This window comes from Pseudomonas putida (assembly GCA_029953615.1).
Lineage (GTDB): Bacteria > Pseudomonadota > Gammaproteobacteria > Pseudomonadales > Pseudomonadaceae > Aquipseudomonas.
The window spans coordinates 3,556,106-3,571,837 of record CP124529.1; the positions used below are offsets into that span (position 1 = coordinate 3,556,106).

Sequence of the window (15,732 nt, forward strand, 5' to 3'; positions counted from 1 at the left end):
ACAGCGCTGCTCTCGACTGTGGCGCCGCTCCTGTGGGAGCGGGCAAGCCCGCGAAGAGGCCGGTGCAGGTTTCTTGTACTAGTAAGGAGTCCCCGGTGGACGAATACCAGCAAACCATCCGTGCCCTGTCCGACCGCATTGTCGCGGCACAGACCCCGATCCGGGTCCTGGACGCGGTGAAGTGGGACGACAACATCCGCCAGGGCTTCCTCAAGGCCAAGGGCAAGGAGCCGCCGGCCGTCGACCGTGGCTACTACCAGTCGCGCCCGCTGGCGTTCGACTCTGGTGCGGTCAAGGCCGAGTTCCAGGCCATTGAGCGCGACATCATTCGCCAGCTCGGCCAGTTCAACCCGGTCGGGCAGATCATGAAGCGCATGTGCCGCGAATACCGCATGGTGGTACGCATGCTCGAAGCACGCGGTACCGAGGACTTCGGCCTGATTTCCCAGGAGCTGTACGGCGCTGCCTCGGATGCCTTCCACGCCGGTGACCCGACCCTGGCCGACCTCGGCCTGATGCTGTCGGACTACCTGAACAACATCGATGGTCGTGGTGACCTCAAGGACGAACCGAAGAACCTCACCGCCAAGGAGGCCGTGGAAATCCTCCAGCACCGGTTGAACAAGGTGTTCGGCGAGGCCGAGGAGACCATCCGGGTGTTCGAGTCCGACGGTATCGTCGCCGATGCCGCGGCCGGGGCCGACTACATCAAGGTGCGTGCCGACGCCATGTTCAATGCCCGCGACGTACGCGCCCTGGAGGTGCACGAAGGGCTGGTGCATGTCGGCACTACGCTCAACGGCCTGAATCAGCCTATCTGTACCTTCCTGGCCAAGGGCCCGCCCTCGTCGACGGTGACCCAGGAAGGCCTGGCCATTCTCATGGAGGTGATCGCCTTTGCCTCCTACCCCAGCCGGCTGCGCAAGCTCACCAACCGCACCCGCGCCATCCACATGGTCGAGGAGGGCGCCGATTTCATGCAGGTCTACAACTTCTTCCGCGAGCAGGGCTTCGAGATGGCGCAAAGCTACAGCAACGCCAGCCGGGTGTTCCGCGGGTCGGTGCCCAATGGCCTGCCATTTACCAAGGACTTGTCCTACCTCAAAGGCTTCATCATGGTTTACAACTACATTCAGTTGGCCGTGAAGAAAGGCAAGCTCGAACAGATCCCGTTGTTGTTCTGTGGCAAGACCACCCTGGAAGACATGCGTACCTTGCGCCAGCTGGTCGAGGAAGGCCTGGTCGAGCCGCCCAAGTACCTGCCCGAACAGTTCCGCGACCTCAACGCGCTGTCGGCCTGGATGTGCTTCTCCAACTTCCTCAACCACCTGAGCCTGGATCGCATTGAAGCCGACTACGCGAACATTCTCTGACTGCTGCCGCCTGCTGGCCCTGGGTTTGATCCTGCTGGGCCTGGGCGGTTGCAGCAGCCTGCTGTTCTACCCCGAGCGTGGCCAGGCGTTCACGCCCGAGCGGGCCAGGCTCGAGTACCGCGATGTCACCCTGACCGCGGCTGATGGCATCCGCCTGCATGGCTGGTGGTTGCCGGCCAAGGCCGGGGTCGAGGTCAAGGGCACGGTGCTGCACCTGCACGGCAATGGCGGCAACCTGCCTGGGCACCTGGGCGGAAGCTACTGGCTGCCGGAGCAGGGCTACCAGGTGTTGATGATCGATTACCGCGGCTATGGCCTGTCGCAGGGCGAGCCGAGCCTGCCGGAGGTGTACCAGGACATCGCCGCGGCCATGGTCTGGCTGGAGCAGGCGCCCGAGGTCAAGGGCAAGCCGCTGGTGCTGCTGGGACAGAGCCTTGGTGGAGCCATGGCCATTCACTACCTGGCGGCCCATCCGGAGCAGCGCCAGCGTTTCAGTGCCCTGGTGTTCGACGGTGTGCCGGCCAGTTACCGTGCGGTCGGGCGCTTTGCCCTCAGCACCTCGTGGATGACCTGGCCGCTGCAGGTGCCGCTGTCGTGGCTGGTGCCGGACGGCGATAGCGCGATCCGCTCGATCGAGCAACTGAGCAGCCCGCCCAAGCTGTTCTTCCACAGCATCGACGATACCTTGGTGCCGATGGACAACGGCATCCGCCTGTACCAGCACGCACCACCGCCGCGGGTGCTGCAACTGACCCGTGGTGGCCACGTGCAGACCTTCGCCGACCCGACCTGGCGCCAGGTGATGCTGCATTTCCTTGATGACCCCAGCCATTTCAACGGCCTGCGGCGGCTGGCCGAAGTGCCCGATTACCCTGACGAGAAGAACAAGCAATGAGTGAAGAACGCAACGCCATCCCGCTGATCCTGACCGGCGTCGGCAGCATCATCGTGACGGTGGGGGCCTTGTGGTACTACGGGTACCTGCATTTCGCCAAGCCCGAGGATGCCCTGTTGCTGCAGGATTTCACCATGCTCAAGACTGTCCCCGGCGAGGACTACAAGGTCTCGCTGGACCCGGCGCCGCAAGTGGCCCAGTGCGTCGATGGCGTGCTGGTGCTGTTCGACACCCAGCAAAAAGGCCTTACCGGTGTGCTGGTGGACAACCGCAAGCGCGCGGTGCGCTGCATGGGTGAGGAAACCCCGCAGCAGGTGCAGTGATCCTCGATCTTATTGCCTGTGCTGGCCCTTTCGCGGGCACGCCCGCTCCCACAGGTACTGCATGGCACCTGTGGGAGCGGGCGTGCCCGCGAAGAGGCCGGAACAGGCAAAAGAAAGCCCCGCTTCGATCGCGGGGCTTGTCGTTCAGCTAGCCAGCCTTACTGCTGTACCTGGCTCACCGAACGCGGCGCTACCGGCTGGTTGTCGTTGGAGATGGTCACCTCCACCCGACGGTTCTGCGCACGCCCCGAGTTGCTCGAGTTGTCCGCTACCGGGTACTCCTTGCCATAACCCTGGGAAACGATACGCGCCGGGTCTACACCGGCACGCACCAAGGCCATGCGCACGCTGTTGGCGCGGCGTTCGGAGAGGGTCTGGTTGTAGTTGGCCGAGCCGACGCTGTCGGTGTAACCCTCGACGATCACCTTGCGCTCCGGATTTTCCTGGAGGAACTGCGCCAGCTTGGTGATGTTCGGGTAGGCGTTGCTCTTGAGCTCGGCCTTGTTGAAGTCGAACAGTACGTCGCCGAAGGTGACCAGCGTGCCGCGCTCGGTCTGCTTGGCGTTGAGGCTTTCCTGCAGCTTGGCGATCTGCGCGTCGCGGGCGTCCAGCTTGGCCTGGGCGCGCTGGGCCGAGGCGTTTTTCAGTTCGCCTTCGGCGGTGCGCAGGGCGATGGTCTGCTTGGCCACCTCGACGCGCTGGTTGGTCAGGTAGGCCAGCTGGTCGACCTTCTGCTCGTCTTCACGCTCCATGTAGGCCTTGTCGGCCTTGTTCAGCCAGTCTTGTGCGTCCTTGGTTTCCAGCGCCGCGACCTTGCTTGACTGTGGGTCGCTCTGCAGCGCGGAGAAGTTGCTGCGGGCCGCTTCCAGGTTGGCATTCGGGTCGTGCGAGCAGGCGACAAGGCCGACGCTCAGGGCCAGCAGGGCGGGAATCATGACGTGGTTGCGCATAGTGTTCATCCTTTGATCGTGTGCGAAGGCAGAGGTTGGCGGGGCGGGGCTCACTGAGCGCTGCGCAGGCCTTCCTCACGTACGTCCTGAACACCCTGGCGGGCATCCTGCACGGCCTTCTGGGCCTTGGCCGCCTGTGCCTTGCGTTCGGCCAGGCGCGCGTCCCACTCGGCCTGCTCGGCCAGGCGCTTGGCTTCGTCATACTTCTTGTCATGCATGGCAATTTCGGCCTGCTTGAACTTGTCCTGGGCCGCTTTCATTTCCACGGCGGCGAACTCGGTGCCGCCAGCGCTGACGGCAGAGTTAACGGCGGACTGGGTGACTGCATACTGCTCGGTGGGCGGGTTGCCGGCACAGCCGGCCAGGACCATGCTGCTGCCCAGAGCCAGCGCTGCCAGCTTGACCCCGCGCACATGAGTGGATAAGGGTTTGGAGAAGCGGGTGTTCTTGGTGGTCAGTTCCATTGGATCACTCCTGTTTACGACGTTGTCCGTAGCAGTCCATCGCTCGTTCCCTGACACGTGCGCGCGCTTCAGCTCAACGGTGCACAACGACAGGTGTGCAGGGTTTTAGCGTGATGGCTATTGGCTGTGACTGACGCATTTTCCGGATAGTTCAGAAAAAAATGCCCCGAGCAGACAACTATTTCTGACTGATCGGTCAGTGCGACTTGCCTGGAACTTTTGTGGGGTGCAGAGGTACTCCGGGCCGTTCCCAGGCCCGGAAAGGTGGGGCGGTGGGTTACTTCTCGCTGTCGGCTGCGGGATTGCTGAGGGCGTGCAGATGCTGTCGCGACAGTGACAGGAAGCGCGGAGTAGGGCCGATGTCCTCGTACAGCGGGTCGCCTTCCTCGTCGGTGGCGATGACCTGGCGGCCCTGCACATAGGGGAAGCTGGCTTCCAGTTCCTCGAGGGCTGCCGCGACCAGTTCACCGAGCAGTTCCTCGGCGGTGCGCTTGGGGTACATGTCGATCAGCGCGGCCAGGCGCGCTTCTGACTCCAGGTCCAGGTGCAGGACATGGCTGGTGGGGCTGAGGGTACCGGCGGCATTCTGTTCCCAATGCTGGGCGAGTTCACGGATTTTCATGATGACCTCTGTTGATGCCTGAAATGGCTGCATTGCATGGACGTGTCGTGCTTTCACTTTAGTTGGCTTTGGCCGATCACGGCTTGCCATCGACGCCCGCCTGTGGGCACTCTTGCCAGGTATGCCGAAACCTCTGTGGGAGCGGGCGTGCCCGCGAACACCGGCAACGCCGGTGCCAGGCACCGCGCTGGATGCTTCGCGGGCACGCCCGCTCCCACAAGGGATCGTATAGAGGCTTAAAGGGATGTAGTGCGCCAGAGCCGCGCCGGAGAGAGGGCCAATGACCGATATCGATGTGCGTTTGCGTGAAGATGTACATGTGTTGGGTGAGTTGCTCGGCGATACCATTCGTCAGCAGCATGGCGAGGCTTTCCTGCAGAAGATCGAGGGCATCCGCCACAGTGCCAAGGCCGACCGCCGCAGCGCCGGCGAGCAACTGAGCTCGACCCTGGCGGACCTGGCCGATGAAGACTTGTTGCCCGTGGCCAGGGCCTTCAACCAGTTCCTCAACCTGGCCAACATGGCCGAGCAGTACCAGTTGATCCGCCGCCGCGACGCCGATCAGCCCGAGCCGTTCGAGGCCCGGGTGCTGCCCGAGCTGCTGGCGCGCCTGAAGCAGGCCGGGCACAGCAATGATGCCCTGGCCCGGCAATTGGCCAAGCTCGACATCCAGCTGGTGCTCACCGCGCACCCCACCGAGGTGGCCCGCCGCACCCTGATCCAGAAGTACGATGCCATCGCCGGCCAACTGGCTGCCCAGGACCACCGCGACCTGACCCCGGGCGAACGCCAGCAGGTGCGCGAGCGCCTGCGCCGGTTGATCGCCGAGGCCTGGCATACCGAAGAAATCCGCCGTACCCGGCCGACGCCGGTGGACGAAGCCAAGTGGGGCTTCGCGGTGATCGAGCACTCGCTGTGGCATGCCATTCCCAGCCATTTGCGCAAGGTCGACAAGGCCCTGGCGGAGGCTACCGGCCTGCGCCTGCCATTGGAGGCGGCGCCGATCCGCTTCGCCTCGTGGATGGGCGGTGACCGTGATGGCAACCCGAACGTGACCGCAGCGGTTACCCGCGAAGTACTGCTGCTGGCGCGCTGGATGGCTGCCGACCTGTTCCTGCGCGACATCGATGCGCTGGCGTCCGAGTTGTCCATGCAGCAGGCCGACGATGCCTTGCGCGAACGGGTCGGCGACAGTGCCGAACCCTACCGTTCCCTGCTCAAGCAATTGCGCGATCGCCTGCGCGCAACGCGCGCCTGGGCGCATTCGGCATTGACCGGCAGCCAGCCAGCCAGTGCCGAGGTACTGGTGGACAACCGCGACCTGATCGCGCCGCTGGAGCTGTGCTACCAGTCCCTGCACGCCTGCGGCATGGGGGTGATCGCCGAGGGGCCGTTGCTCGACTGCCTGCGCCGCGCCGTGACCTTCGGCCTGTTCCTGGGCCGCCTGGACGTGCGCCAGGACGCCGCCCGCCACCGTGATGCGTTGAGCGAGATTACCGACTACCTGGGCCTGGGGCGTTATGCCGACTGGGATGAAGAGCAGCGCATCGAGTTCCTCCAGGCCGAGCTGAAAAACCGTCGGCCACTGCTGCCCGCACACTTCAAGCCGCAGGCCGATACTGCCGAGGTGCTGGCCACCTGCCGTGAAATTGCCGCAGCGCCAGCCGCATCGCTGGGGTCTTACGTGATCTCCATGGCCGGTGCTGCCTCGGATGTGCTGGCGGTGCAGTTGCTGCTGAAGGAAGCCGGCCTGACTCGGCCCATGCGTGTGGTGCCGCTGTTCGAGACGCTCGCCGACCTCGACAATGCCGGCCCGGTGATGCAGCGCCTGCTCGGCCTGCCAGGCTATCGCGCCAACCTGCGCGGCCCGCAGGAAGTGATGATCGGCTACTCCGATTCGGCCAAGGATGCCGGTACCACGGCTGCGGCCTGGGCGCAGTACCGGGCCCAGGAAAACCTGGTGCGTATCTGCGCCGAGCACCAGGTCGAGTTGCTGCTGTTCCACGGCCGTGGCGGCACGGTAGGCCGCGGCGGTGGCCCGGCCCACGCAGCGATCCTGTCGCAGCCACCGGGTTCGGTTGCGGGGCGTTTTCGCACCACCGAACAGGGCGAGATGATCCGCTTCAAGTTCGGCTTGCCGGGTATCGCCGAGCAGAACCTGAACCTGTACCTGGCGGCCGTGCTCGAAGCCACCTTGTTGCCTCCGCCACCACCGCAGCCGGCCTGGCGCGAGGTGATGGACCAGCTGGCCGCCGATGGGGTGCAAGGCCTACCGCGGCGTGGTACGGGAGAACCCCGATTTTGTCGAGTACTTCCGCCAGTCGACCCCGGAGCAGGAGCTGGGGCGCCTGCCGCTGGGTAGCCGCCCGGCCAAGCGCCGCGCCGGTGGCATCGAAAGTTTGCGGGCCATCCCGTGGATCTTCGGCTGGACCCAGACCCGCCTGATGCTGCCAGCCTGGCTTGGCTGGGAGACGGCATTGAACAATGCCCTGGCCCGTGGCCAGGGCGAGCTGCTGGCGCAGATGCGCGAGCAATGGCCGTTCTTCCGCACCCGCATCGACATGCTCGAGATGGTGCTGGCCAAGGCCGATGCGCAAATCGCCGAGGCCTACGACGAACGTCTGGTGCAACCGCACCTGCTGCCTTTGGGTGCGCACCTGCGCGACCTATTGTCGCAGTCGTGCCAGGTGGTACTGGGCCTTACCGGGCAGCCGGTGCTACTTGCGCACAGTCCCGAAACGCTGGAATTCATCAGCCTGCGCAACACCTACCTGGACCCGTTGCACCGTCTGCAGGCCGAACTGCTGGCCCGCTCGCGCAGCCGCGAAGCCGCTCTGGACAGCCCGTTGGAGCAGGCCTTGCTGGTCACCGTGGCGGGTATTGCAGCCGGCCTGCGCAACACCGGCTGAGGGTAGGCCCGAAGCGTCCCGGGTGAGCGTTGTGCCGGGCATGCAGGTGGACGAGGAGGGTGGTTGCGCCTGGCGCAACCAGCTGTCAGGCGGGCCGTAGGTGGCGCATTCCTGCAACTTTGGGACGCTTGTCTGGCTGCCGGGCGCTGTGTATCTTGAGCAGCCTTCTGACCGATTTGTGGTCATACCCGATTTTCCGGACTTGGCCCTGGTCGCCGAATCCATTGAATTTCATAAAAAAATTTGAGGAGCACAAGATGCGCGTAATTCTGCTGGGAGCTCCCGGGGCCGGTAAAGGTACTCAGGCAAAGTTCATCACCGAAAAGTTCGGTATCCCCCAGATTTCCACCGGTGACATGCTGCGTGCCGCCGTCAAGGCCGGTACCCCGCTGGGCCTGGAACTGAAAAAAGTCATGGATGCCGGCCAGCTGGTCTCCGACGAGTTGATCATCAGCCTGGTCAAGGAGCGCATCGCCCAGCCTGATTGCGCCAAGGGCTGCCTGTTCGATGGCTTCCCACGCACCATCCCGCAAGCCGAAGCCATGGTCGCTGCCGGTGTCGACATCGACGCCGTCGTGGAAATTGCCGTGGACGACGAAGAAATCGTCGGCCGCATGGCTGGCCGCCGCGTGCATCTGGCATCGGGCCGTACCTACCACATTCAGTACAACCCGCCGAAAGTGGAAGGCAAGGACGACGAGACTGGCGAAGACCTGATCCAGCGTGATGACGACAAGGAAGAAACCGTTCGCCATCGCCTGTCGGTCTACCACAGCCAGACCAAGCCGCTGGTGGACTTCTACCAGAAGCTGTCGGCTGCCAATGGCGGCAAGCCGAAGTACAGCCACATCGAAGGCGTCGGCTCGGTCGAAGCCATCACCGCCAAGGTCCTGGCAGCCCTGAGCTGATCCAGCGCCTGGAGCACCTCGACAACGGCCCGCTTGCGGGCCGTTGTCGTTTGTGGGGCGCGGCATTGCGGCCCTGATGCGGCCTTTGTGGGAGCGGGCCAGTTCGCCATGTAGCGCATAATGGCCGCGCAGCGGCCCCTTCGGGACACAACGCCGCCACTGCTCTATACTGCCGCTCTTTTCCCCCTAGTACCTGGATACCCGTTCGATGACCACCCTCCTGGCCCTGGATACCGCCACCGAAGCCTGTTCCGTCGCACTGCTGCATGACGGCAAGGTAACCAGCCATTACGAGGTGATCCCGCGCATGCATGCCCAGAAGCTGCTGCCGATGATCAAGCAGCTGTTGGCCGAGTCCGGCGTGCCGCTGAGCGCGCTGGATGCCATCGCCTTTGGTCGTGGCCCGGGCGCGTTCACCGGTGTGCGCATTGCCATCGGTGTGGTTCAGGGCCTGGCCTTCGCTCTGGAGCGCCCGGTGTTGCCGGTGTCCAACCTGGCCGCACTGGCCCAGGGCGCGCTGCGCGAACAGGGTGTGCAGCAAGTGGCGGCCGCCATTGATGCGCGCATGGATGAAGTCTATTGGGGCTGTTACCAGGCCAGCGAAGGTGAAATGCGCCTGGTCGGCCAGGAGGCGGTGCTGCCGCCCGAGCAGGTGGCGCTGCCGGCGGACAGCGCTGGCGCGTGGTTCGGTGCCGGTACCGGTTGGGGCTATGCCGAGCGCCTGGCGGTGCAGGTGGCGGCCAGCAATGCCAGTGCCTTGCCCAACGCCTTGGACATCCTCAACCTGGCCGGCTTTGCCTGGGCACGCGGCGAGGCGATCGTTGCCGAACAGGCGCAACCGGTCTACCTGCGCGATAATGTAGCGACACCCAAGAAGCGCTGAGTGCTGTTGGTCGTTTATCGCCGCTGACACTAAAACCTTTTGCGTGATCTGTGGTCCAGTTATCACACGAGCATTAGCGATGAAACCCTGATGCTGCTAAATTGCCATCATCGGTCCTGAGTGCTCATGCCATGCGTATCGACGGTTTTTCACCGCAGTCCTACCCGATCAAGCGCTCGCCGCGCAAGGCGGCGGTGCGTGACGAGGCTCTCGAAGATGCCGAGGTGATCGAGGAGGCCGAAACAGCCCCTCAGGACGCCACCGCCCGCCGTCGCAGTGGTGGCCTGCCAGCCCGCCAGCAGGACATGATCTTCCCCCGCGCCCGTGACCGCCGCACGGCTACTGCATTGGCCAGCTACCTGAGCACCGCCGGTTTTACCGACTGGGACATGGAAGTACTGGGGCTCGACCTGTACATTTAGGGGATGAGCCCATCCCCACTGCCTTATTTTCTCGGTTGCCCGTCATGGAGCGAAAACGCCTGGCGCGACTACCTGTACCCCGCCGACGCCAACAGCAGTGAAATGCTCGGCTACTACAGCCAGGTATTCAACGCTGTCGAAGGTAATACCACTTTCTACGCACGCCCCGCACCCGGCACCATTGCGCGTTGGGCGCAGATCATGCCCGAACACTTTCGCTTCACTGCCAAGTTCCCCCGAGACATCAGCCATGAAGGTGACCTGCGCGATCAGCTGGAACCGGCGTTTGACTTCACCCGCCTGATGGCCCCGCTGGGCCAGCGCGTAGCACCGTACTGGCTGCAGTTGCCGGCTCAGTTCAACCCCGCACGGCTGGGCGAGCTTTGCCACTTCCTTGACGAAGTCGGAGTGCCGGTGGCAGTGGAGGTGCGTAACCAGGCATTCTTCGCCAAGGGTGAAGAAGAGCGGCTGCTCAACCGGCTGCTGCATGATCGTGGCGTGGAGCGTATCTGCCTCGACCCGCGCGCCTTGTTCAGTTGCACCTCACGCGACCCCGCCGTGCTGCATGCGCAGGCGAAGAAGCCCAAGGTGCCGCCACGCCCGGCGGCCTTCAGCCAGCATCCGCAGGTGCGCTTCATCGGCCATCCGCAGCTGGAGGCCAACGAGGCCTTCCTTACCCCCTGGGTAGACAAGGTCGCCGCCTGGATCGACGAAGGCCGCAACCCCTACATCTTCCTGCACACCTCGGACAACCGCCTGGCCGCGGCGCTGGCCCAGCGCTTTCACCAACGCCTGATGCAGCGCTTGCCCGGCCTTGCGGCACTGCCGGAATTGCCGCGCACCCCCGAGGTCGAACAACTGGGGCTACTCTGACCATTCCCTGACTGCCGGAGGTTGAACCATGGATGTGCAAACCCTGCGAGCCGAAGCCTTCAAGGCCCTCCACGAGCGCGACAGCGCCTTCGTCATCCCTAACCCATGGGATGCCGGTTCGGCCAAGTTACTGGCCAGCCTGGGCTTCGAGGCGCTGGCCACTACCAGTGCAGGCCTGGCTTTCCGCCTGGGTCGTCCGGACGCCGAAGGCGCCTTGAGCCTGGACGATACCCTCGATAATGCTGGCGAGATTGTCGATGCGACCCCTTGTGCCGGTGGCCGCCGACCTGGAGAACGGCTTTGGCGACCTGCCCGAGGATTGCGCCCAGACCATTTTGCGGGCAGCCGAAGTCGGCCTGGTCGGTGGCTCTATCGAGGATGCGAGTGGCCGTAGCGATGCGCCCATCCATGACTTCGGCCTGGCCGTTGAGCGCGTGCGCGCCGCCGTGCAGGCCGCCCGTAGCCTGCCGTTCCCGTTCACCCTGTGCGCCCGGGCAGAAAACCTGCTGCACGGGCGCATGGACCTGGATGACACCATTCTGCGCCTGCAGGCCTACGCCGAAGCCGGCGCTGACGTCCTCTACGCACCCGGGCTGCGTACGGTCGAGGAAATCCGCGCAGTGGTGCAGGCCGTCGCGCCGCGGCCAGTCAATGTACTGATGGGCATGGCTGGCGTATCGCTGAGCGTCAACCAGTTGCAGGACCTGGGCGTGCGTCGTATCAGCGTCGGCTCGTCACTGGCGCGTGCGGCCCTCGGGGCGTTGCACCGTGCCGCGCTGGAAGTTCGAGATGAGGGCACCTTCGGTTACGGCGAGCAAGCACTGCCGTTTGCCCAGCTCAACGACCTGTTCCGCCGCTGATGCGGGCCGTGCTGGTGCTGCTGGCAGGTCTGCTGTTACTGGCCGGCCTGGCCTGGCACTTTGGCTGGCGCCTGCCCGCAGTCTGGAACCCTTGGGCGCCGTTGGACGTGCGCCAACCGCCCAATCTGCTGACCACTTACAAGCTTGCACGGTTGCGTGATGACCCGGCCCTGTGCCGTCAGTCACTGGAAAGCAGCCAGCTGCGCTACCGGGCACAGGCCGACAGCCCGGCCTCGGCCAATTGTCCGCTGCAAAATGTATGGCGTATAGAAGGTGGCCAGGCGCGCCTCAGCAGCAGCTTCCTGGCCAGTTGCCCGCTGGCGGTGGCCTATGCGCTGTTCGAAAGGCATGGCTTGCAACCTGTCGCACACAGGGTGCTGGGCCAGCCGGTGACACAGGTCGACCATCAAGGCAGCTTTGCCTGCCGCAACGTCTACCACCGTAAAGAAGGTCGCTTGAGCCAGCACGCCACGGCCAATGCCCTGGACATCAGCGGTTTTCGCCTGCAGGACGGCCAACGCATCGTATTGGCGCGTGACTGGCAGACGGGCGGGAAGAAGGCGCAATTCCTGCGCGAAGTGCAGCAGGCGGCTTGCAAGCGCTTCAGCACGGTACTGGGGCCGGACTACAACGCCGCGCACCACAACCACTTCCATCTGGACATGGGACGTTGGCAGGTCTGTCGTTAGCCTCAGGCGTACGCGCGGACGTTGTTCAGCACCACCGGGCGTGCCCAGTGGATGTCGAACGCCAGGTCGTTCTGCTGTTTGGCCAGGGTGGTGGCGTCGAATGGTTCCGGGGCCGGGTCCAGCAGGTTGCTTTCCAGCTCGGCGATCGGCAGGAACAGCGAGCGTGGGGTCGGGCCTGGGCCGGGCTCGGCAATCGGGTGACCTTGGCTCATCACCACCGGGCGCAGCCAGCTGTTGCTGATATCGAGCTGGCGCTGCTGCTCGATCAGTTCGACTGCGCTGAACGGCTCGGGGGCAGGCGGCAGCAGGTTGGCTTCGAGTTCTGCCTTGGGCAGGAACAGGGGCTCGGGCGGTGCCACGATGGTGTCATGCACCGGGCAGGCACGCTGAGCGTCGATGAGGGCCAGTGCACGGGCGCCGCCGATCGGCTCGCCGCTGCTCTGGTCGTATTGCACGAACGACTGGCTGACGCTGTCTACCGGCTCTTCCTGCTGCTCGGCCATGGCCCGGGCAAAGAAATCCTGCCACAGGTGACTGACGCCGCCGAGTGCCTGGGTGTTGTGCTGGCTGTAGTTGCCGACAGGCGACAAATAGGTCAAGCCGATGGGAAGAGTATCTGACATGGCAGTCGCGCGCGTTGTGCTCTGGCAGAATAGCGGGATATTGCCTGTATCGGCCGTGGCGGTCGATACATGAGGGGCTGGGTTCAATTTCTAGGTGTGAATGATGGAAGAGCAGGGCACAGGTATCCGGGTCGAGGCGCTGTCGGCTGAATTCGAGGCGCAGGCCGCCGCATGGGCCGAGCGCCTGGCGCTGCCGCTGCAGGACGAGGCTGCCGGGTTTGCCGTGCAGGTGGGTGTTGATGGCTTGCAGATCCAGCAACTGGGCCCGCAGGCACCGGGGCCGGTGCGAGTGGACTTCGTCGAAGGCCAGGCCGCGCACCGGCGCCAGTTTGGTGGTGGCAACGGGCAGATGATCGCCAAGGCGGTGGGTATCGCCCAGGGCGTGCGGCCGCAGGTGCTGGATGCCACGGCGGGGCTGGGCAAGGATGCGTTCGTGCTGGCCAGCCTGGGTTGCCAGATGACCCTGATCGAGCGCCAGCCGCTGATTGCTGCGTTGCTGGAGGATGGCCTGGCGCGCGCCCGTACGGATGAAGAGGTGGGGCCGATTGTCGGGCGCATGCGCCTGCTGACCGGCAACGCCATCGAACGCATGCGCGCCTGGGAAGGCGAGGCGCCGCAGGTGATCTACCTTGACCCGATGTTCCCGCACCGCGACAAGAGCGCGCTGGTGAAAAAGGAAATGCGCGTGTTCCGGCCCTTGGTCGGTGATGACCTGGACGCTCCGGCCCTGCTCGAAGCCGCCTTGGCGCTGGCCAGCCACCGGGTGGTGGTGAAGCGGCCGCGCAAGGCGCCGATTATCGAAGGGCCGAAGCCTAGCCATAGCCTGGAGGGCAAGTCGAGCCGGTATGACATTTATCCGAAGAAGGCCCTCAAGGCCTGACCTGAGCCTCGGACATAGCGCATGGCTTGAGGACAATGCTGTCGAGGTGGGAGCAACTGTCTTGCTCAATTTCTAGAAGCGGCGCGACCCTGTTGGAGCGGGCATGTCGAGGCGTCGAACCGCCGCGAACACCGGCGCAGCCGGTGCCAGCCACCGCGTCGCCTGCTTCGCGGGCTTGCCCGCTCCCACAAGGGAGGGCGCAGTCCCGAGGTTCACGCTGTACCTGTGAGAGCTGGCTTGCCGGCGATGGGGCCAGTCCTGGCAGCCTGATGTCTCAGGGCCGGAACGCCCGCAAGAACACCCCCACCACTTCGCGCACATGCGCTTCGGCTTCATCACCGTCCAGCGGCCCCGCACACCCCAGCAGCAAGCGGTAATCCGGCGCCCCCTTGACCAGGCAGAAGAAGTGCTCCGCCGCCCGCAGCGGGTTGTCGATACGCAGCAACCCACGCTCATCCGCCCCGCGCAGCAGCGCTTCCATCCCCGCCAGCACACGTTTGGGACCGGCCTCGTAGAAGTACTCGCCAAAGCTCGGGTCGAGGCTGCCCTGGGCCATGATCAGGCGGCTGAGCTTGACCGCTTCGTCACTGCTGATCAGCGCCTGGAAGCCACGGGCAATGGTCAGCAGCACCTCTTCCACTGGCGCCCCTTCGGGATACTCGAACAGCAGGTCGGGCAACTGCAACTGACAAGTAGCCATGACCGCCGAGCAGAACAGCGTCTGCTTGTCGGTGAAGTGGCTGTACACGGTGAGCTTCGAAACACCTGCCGCCGCAGCGACCGCATCCATGCTGGTGTTGGCGTAGCCGAGGCTGAGGAAAAGGGCTTTGGCTGCTTCGAGAATTGCCTCGCGCTTGGCCAGGTCCTTGGGCCGGCCCGGGCCGATGGGTGCGTCGTTGGACATTGTGGTCTGCATCTGGTTGAAGAGACACCATCTTAACGGGTCAGGCGCCGTCCGGCTAAAGCCTGCGAGCAAAACCTGTGTGACGGTAAATTGGCGAGACATTTTTAACGTGTGTAACTTCGCGCCATTCGTCGATTGGTTGACTTTTCATCCAATGCAGAGATGCCCTCTGGGGGGCGCCTGATTAGCCCAAGACATTGATTTTCAGGGACTAGACGGGGTGAGCATGGCTCCAATCAACCTGGGGCTTGAGGTGCTCCCTGACGGCGGGAGGGATTGGCAGCAGGCAAGGCTCGCCTAGACTCCACTGAAGGGTCTGTAGGAAAAGGCTTACAAGGGGAGGACATGGAACGTTTTTCATGGGAGGCAAGAATATGATGCCGGACCATATAAAGATGATACGCGTCATGCTGATCGATTGTCGGCCTCTGGTGCTCCTGGGGCTTCACGATCTGATAAATGCCAGAAAGCCCCGTATGGAAGTGAGTGGTCAGGCCACCACCTATACCCATGCGCTGGATCTTGCCGCCCAGTCGCGGCCCGATGTCATTATCTTCAGCTTTTTTCCAGATGCGCTGGACCCGCTCGAGGTAGTTGCCGAGCTCGCGCGCTCTGACGACATGAAAGTGCTGGTACTCAAAGGGGTGTATGAGGCCGCCCCCGTTGCACAGGCCATTGAAGCGGGCGCGCTTGGCATCGTGCTGGCCGAGGATTCAACGGAGTCGATTATCCAGGCCATCATCAAAGTCCACCATTGTGATATCGGGCTGGACAGGGCCTGGGTCAGTGGGCTTTCCGGTTATGCCTCGGCCAGGCATATACCGTTCAGGTGTAATCCGGCGCAGGCGAAACATGCACGGCTGACGTTGCGTGAGCGGGAACTCGTTCGCGCCATCGTTGGCGATCCGTCCGCCAAATACCTGTGCATCGCCGGGCGCTTGGGCATAAGCGAACATACCGTGCACAATCACCTCAGCAGCATCTATCAGAAGCTCAACCTCACCAACCGTATTGACTTGCTGATGTATGCAGTGCGGCACGGACTCACCAGTGGCGAAGAGCCGCCTGCATCCCAATGGGGGGAGATGGACTGAATGCCCAGCGGCCAGGGCCATTGGGGGCGAAGCTTGTAAATATCCTGCAAAAGAGCAGCT

At 64.0% G+C, this 15,732-nt stretch carries 15 protein-coding genes and 2 pseudogenes; 12 read left to right on the forward strand and 5 right to left on the reverse strand.

What is annotated here, in order from left to right:
- Positions 1-95: 95 nt before the first annotated feature.
- Genes QIY50_16340 through QIY50_16350 form a run of 3 tightly spaced genes read left to right on the forward strand, consistent with a single transcriptional unit; the run spans position 96 to position 2,591 of the window.
- Positions 96-1,373 carry a flavohemoglobin expression-modulating QEGLA motif protein gene (locus tag QIY50_16340; protein ID WGV18993.1) on the forward strand — a complete coding sequence of 426 codons (1,278 nt, stop codon included), beginning with the start codon at positions 96-98 and terminating at the stop codon, positions 1,371-1,373.
- Positions 1,345-2,268: an alpha/beta hydrolase gene (locus QIY50_16345; protein WGV18994.1), complete on the forward strand. Its 924-nt coding sequence runs from the start codon at positions 1,345-1,347 to the stop codon at positions 2,266-2,268. Before QIY50_16340 ends, QIY50_16345 begins: the two co-directional genes overlap by 29 nt.
- On the forward strand, positions 2,265-2,591 hold the full coding sequence (locus tag QIY50_16350) for a hypothetical protein (protein ID WGV18995.1): 327 nt from the start codon (positions 2,265-2,267) through the stop codon (positions 2,589-2,591). Before QIY50_16345 ends, QIY50_16350 begins: the two co-directional genes overlap by 4 nt.
- Before the next feature lie 158 nt (positions 2,592-2,749).
- On the opposite strand, the gene QIY50_16355 is transcribed toward QIY50_16350, so the two are convergent.
- The 3 genes from QIY50_16355 to QIY50_16365 all read right to left on the reverse strand — a co-directional run bounded on the left by QIY50_16355 (position 2,750) and on the right by QIY50_16365 (position 4,627).
- Positions 2,750-3,541: an OmpA family protein gene (locus QIY50_16355; protein ID WGV18996.1), complete on the reverse strand. Its 792-nt coding sequence runs from the start codon at positions 3,539-3,541 to the stop codon at positions 2,750-2,752.
- A 50-nt stretch (positions 3,542-3,591) separates the two neighbouring features.
- Complete coding sequence (locus tag QIY50_16360) at positions 3,592-4,005, reverse strand: DUF4398 domain-containing protein (protein ID WGV18997.1); 414 nt, start codon at positions 4,003-4,005, stop codon at positions 3,592-3,594.
- A 277-nt stretch (positions 4,006-4,282) separates the two neighbouring features.
- On the reverse strand, positions 4,283-4,627 hold the full coding sequence (locus QIY50_16365; GenBank protein ID WGV18998.1) for a pilin assembly protein: 345 nt from the start codon (positions 4,625-4,627) through the stop codon (positions 4,283-4,285).
- A 280-nt stretch (positions 4,628-4,907) separates the two neighbouring features.
- Here QIY50_16365 and ppc point away from each other — a divergent pair.
- From ppc to QIY50_16400, 7 genes and pseudogenes are all read left to right on the forward strand, one after another.
- Positions 4,908-7,536 (forward strand): annotated as a pseudogene (gene ppc, locus QIY50_16370) (phosphoenolpyruvate carboxylase).
- Positions 7,537-7,793: 257 nt separating this feature from the next.
- Positions 7,794-8,444, forward strand: coding sequence for an adenylate kinase (gene adk / locus QIY50_16375; GenBank protein ID WGV18999.1), 651 nt, complete (start codon positions 7,794-7,796; stop codon positions 8,442-8,444).
- Between the two features lie 208 nt (positions 8,445-8,652).
- Entirely contained in the window at positions 8,653-9,327 is a 675-nt protein-coding gene (tsaB, locus tag QIY50_16380) for a tRNA (adenosine(37)-N6)-threonylcarbamoyltransferase complex dimerization subunit type 1 TsaB (protein ID WGV19000.1), read from the forward strand.
- 131 nt (positions 9,328-9,458) lie between these two features.
- Positions 9,459-9,749 carry a hypothetical protein gene (locus QIY50_16385; protein WGV19001.1) on the forward strand — a complete coding sequence of 97 codons (291 nt, stop codon included), beginning with the start codon at positions 9,459-9,461 and terminating at the stop codon, positions 9,747-9,749.
- A gap of 3 nt (positions 9,750-9,752) precedes the next feature.
- Entirely contained in the window at positions 9,753-10,622 is an 870-nt protein-coding gene (locus QIY50_16390) for a DUF72 domain-containing protein (GenBank protein ID WGV19002.1), read from the forward strand.
- A gap of 28 nt (positions 10,623-10,650) precedes the next feature.
- A pseudogene (locus tag QIY50_16395) lies at positions 10,651-11,482 on the forward strand (isocitrate lyase/phosphoenolpyruvate mutase family protein).
- Complete coding sequence (locus QIY50_16400) at positions 11,482-12,171, forward strand: extensin family protein (GenBank protein WGV19003.1); 690 nt, start codon at positions 11,482-11,484, stop codon at positions 12,169-12,171. The pseudogene QIY50_16395 and the gene QIY50_16400 overlap by 1 nt, the downstream one beginning before the upstream one ends.
- 2 nt (positions 12,172-12,173) lie before the next feature.
- Here the strand turns inward: QIY50_16400 and QIY50_16405 are convergent, their stop codons facing one another.
- A complete protein-coding gene (locus QIY50_16405) occupies positions 12,174-12,794 on the reverse strand; it encodes an energy transducer TonB (GenBank protein ID WGV19004.1) in 621 nt (206 codons plus the stop codon).
- 103 nt (positions 12,795-12,897) lie between these two features.
- Between QIY50_16405 and QIY50_16410 the strand changes: the two genes are divergently transcribed.
- Positions 12,898-13,674, forward strand: a complete 777-nt coding sequence (locus tag QIY50_16410) for a class I SAM-dependent methyltransferase (protein ID WGV19005.1) — start codon at positions 12,898-12,900, stop codon at positions 13,672-13,674.
- Between the two features lie 274 nt (positions 13,675-13,948).
- Here the strand turns inward: QIY50_16410 and QIY50_16415 are convergent, their stop codons facing one another.
- A complete protein-coding gene (locus tag QIY50_16415) occupies positions 13,949-14,590 on the reverse strand; it encodes a TetR/AcrR family transcriptional regulator (protein WGV19006.1) in 642 nt (213 codons plus the stop codon).
- Positions 14,591-14,952: 362 nt separating this feature from the next.
- Here QIY50_16415 and QIY50_16420 point away from each other — a divergent pair, with 362 nt between their 5' ends.
- The gene (locus QIY50_16420) at positions 14,953-15,672 is read left to right on the forward strand and encodes a response regulator transcription factor (protein WGV23073.1); all 720 of its coding nucleotides are present in this window, start codon (positions 14,953-14,955) and stop codon (positions 15,670-15,672) included.
- The last annotated feature ends 60 nt before the right edge of the window (positions 15,673-15,732 follow it).

What these genes read in the sequence shown, in the direction of transcription:
- QIY50_16350 (WGV18995.1), top strand. Translation starts at nt 2,265, where the DNA reads ATGAGTGAAGAACGCAACGCCATCCCGCTGATCCTGACCGGCGTCGGC.
- QIY50_16355 (WGV18996.1), bottom strand. Translation starts at nt 3,541, where the DNA reads ATGCGCAACCACGTCATGATTCCCGCCCTGCTGGCCCTGAGCGTCGGC.
- QIY50_16360 (WGV18997.1), bottom strand. Translation starts at nt 4,005, where the DNA reads ATGGAACTGACCACCAAGAACACCCGCTTCTCCAAACCCTTATCCACT.
- QIY50_16365 (WGV18998.1), bottom strand. Translation starts at nt 4,627, where the DNA reads ATGAAAATCCGTGAACTCGCCCAGCATTGGGAACAGAATGCCGCCGGT.
- adk (WGV18999.1), top strand. Translation starts at nt 7,794, where the DNA reads ATGCGCGTAATTCTGCTGGGAGCTCCCGGGGCCGGTAAAGGTACTCAG.
- tsaB (WGV19000.1), top strand. Translation starts at nt 8,653, where the DNA reads ATGACCACCCTCCTGGCCCTGGATACCGCCACCGAAGCCTGTTCCGTC.
- QIY50_16385 (WGV19001.1), top strand. Translation starts at nt 9,459, where the DNA reads ATGCGTATCGACGGTTTTTCACCGCAGTCCTACCCGATCAAGCGCTCG.
- QIY50_16390 (WGV19002.1), top strand. Translation starts at nt 9,753, where the DNA reads ATGAGCCCATCCCCACTGCCTTATTTTCTCGGTTGCCCGTCATGGAGC.
- QIY50_16400 (WGV19003.1), top strand. Translation starts at nt 11,482, where the DNA reads ATGCGGGCCGTGCTGGTGCTGCTGGCAGGTCTGCTGTTACTGGCCGGC.
- QIY50_16405 (WGV19004.1), bottom strand. Translation starts at nt 12,794, where the DNA reads ATGTCAGATACTCTTCCCATCGGCTTGACCTATTTGTCGCCTGTCGGC.
- QIY50_16410 (WGV19005.1), top strand. Translation starts at nt 12,898, where the DNA reads ATGGAAGAGCAGGGCACAGGTATCCGGGTCGAGGCGCTGTCGGCTGAA.
- QIY50_16415 (WGV19006.1), bottom strand. Translation starts at nt 14,590, where the DNA reads ATGCAGACCACAATGTCCAACGACGCACCCATCGGCCCGGGCCGGCCC.
- QIY50_16420 (WGV23073.1), top strand. Translation starts at nt 14,953, where the DNA reads ATGATGCCGGACCATATAAAGATGATACGCGTCATGCTGATCGATTGT.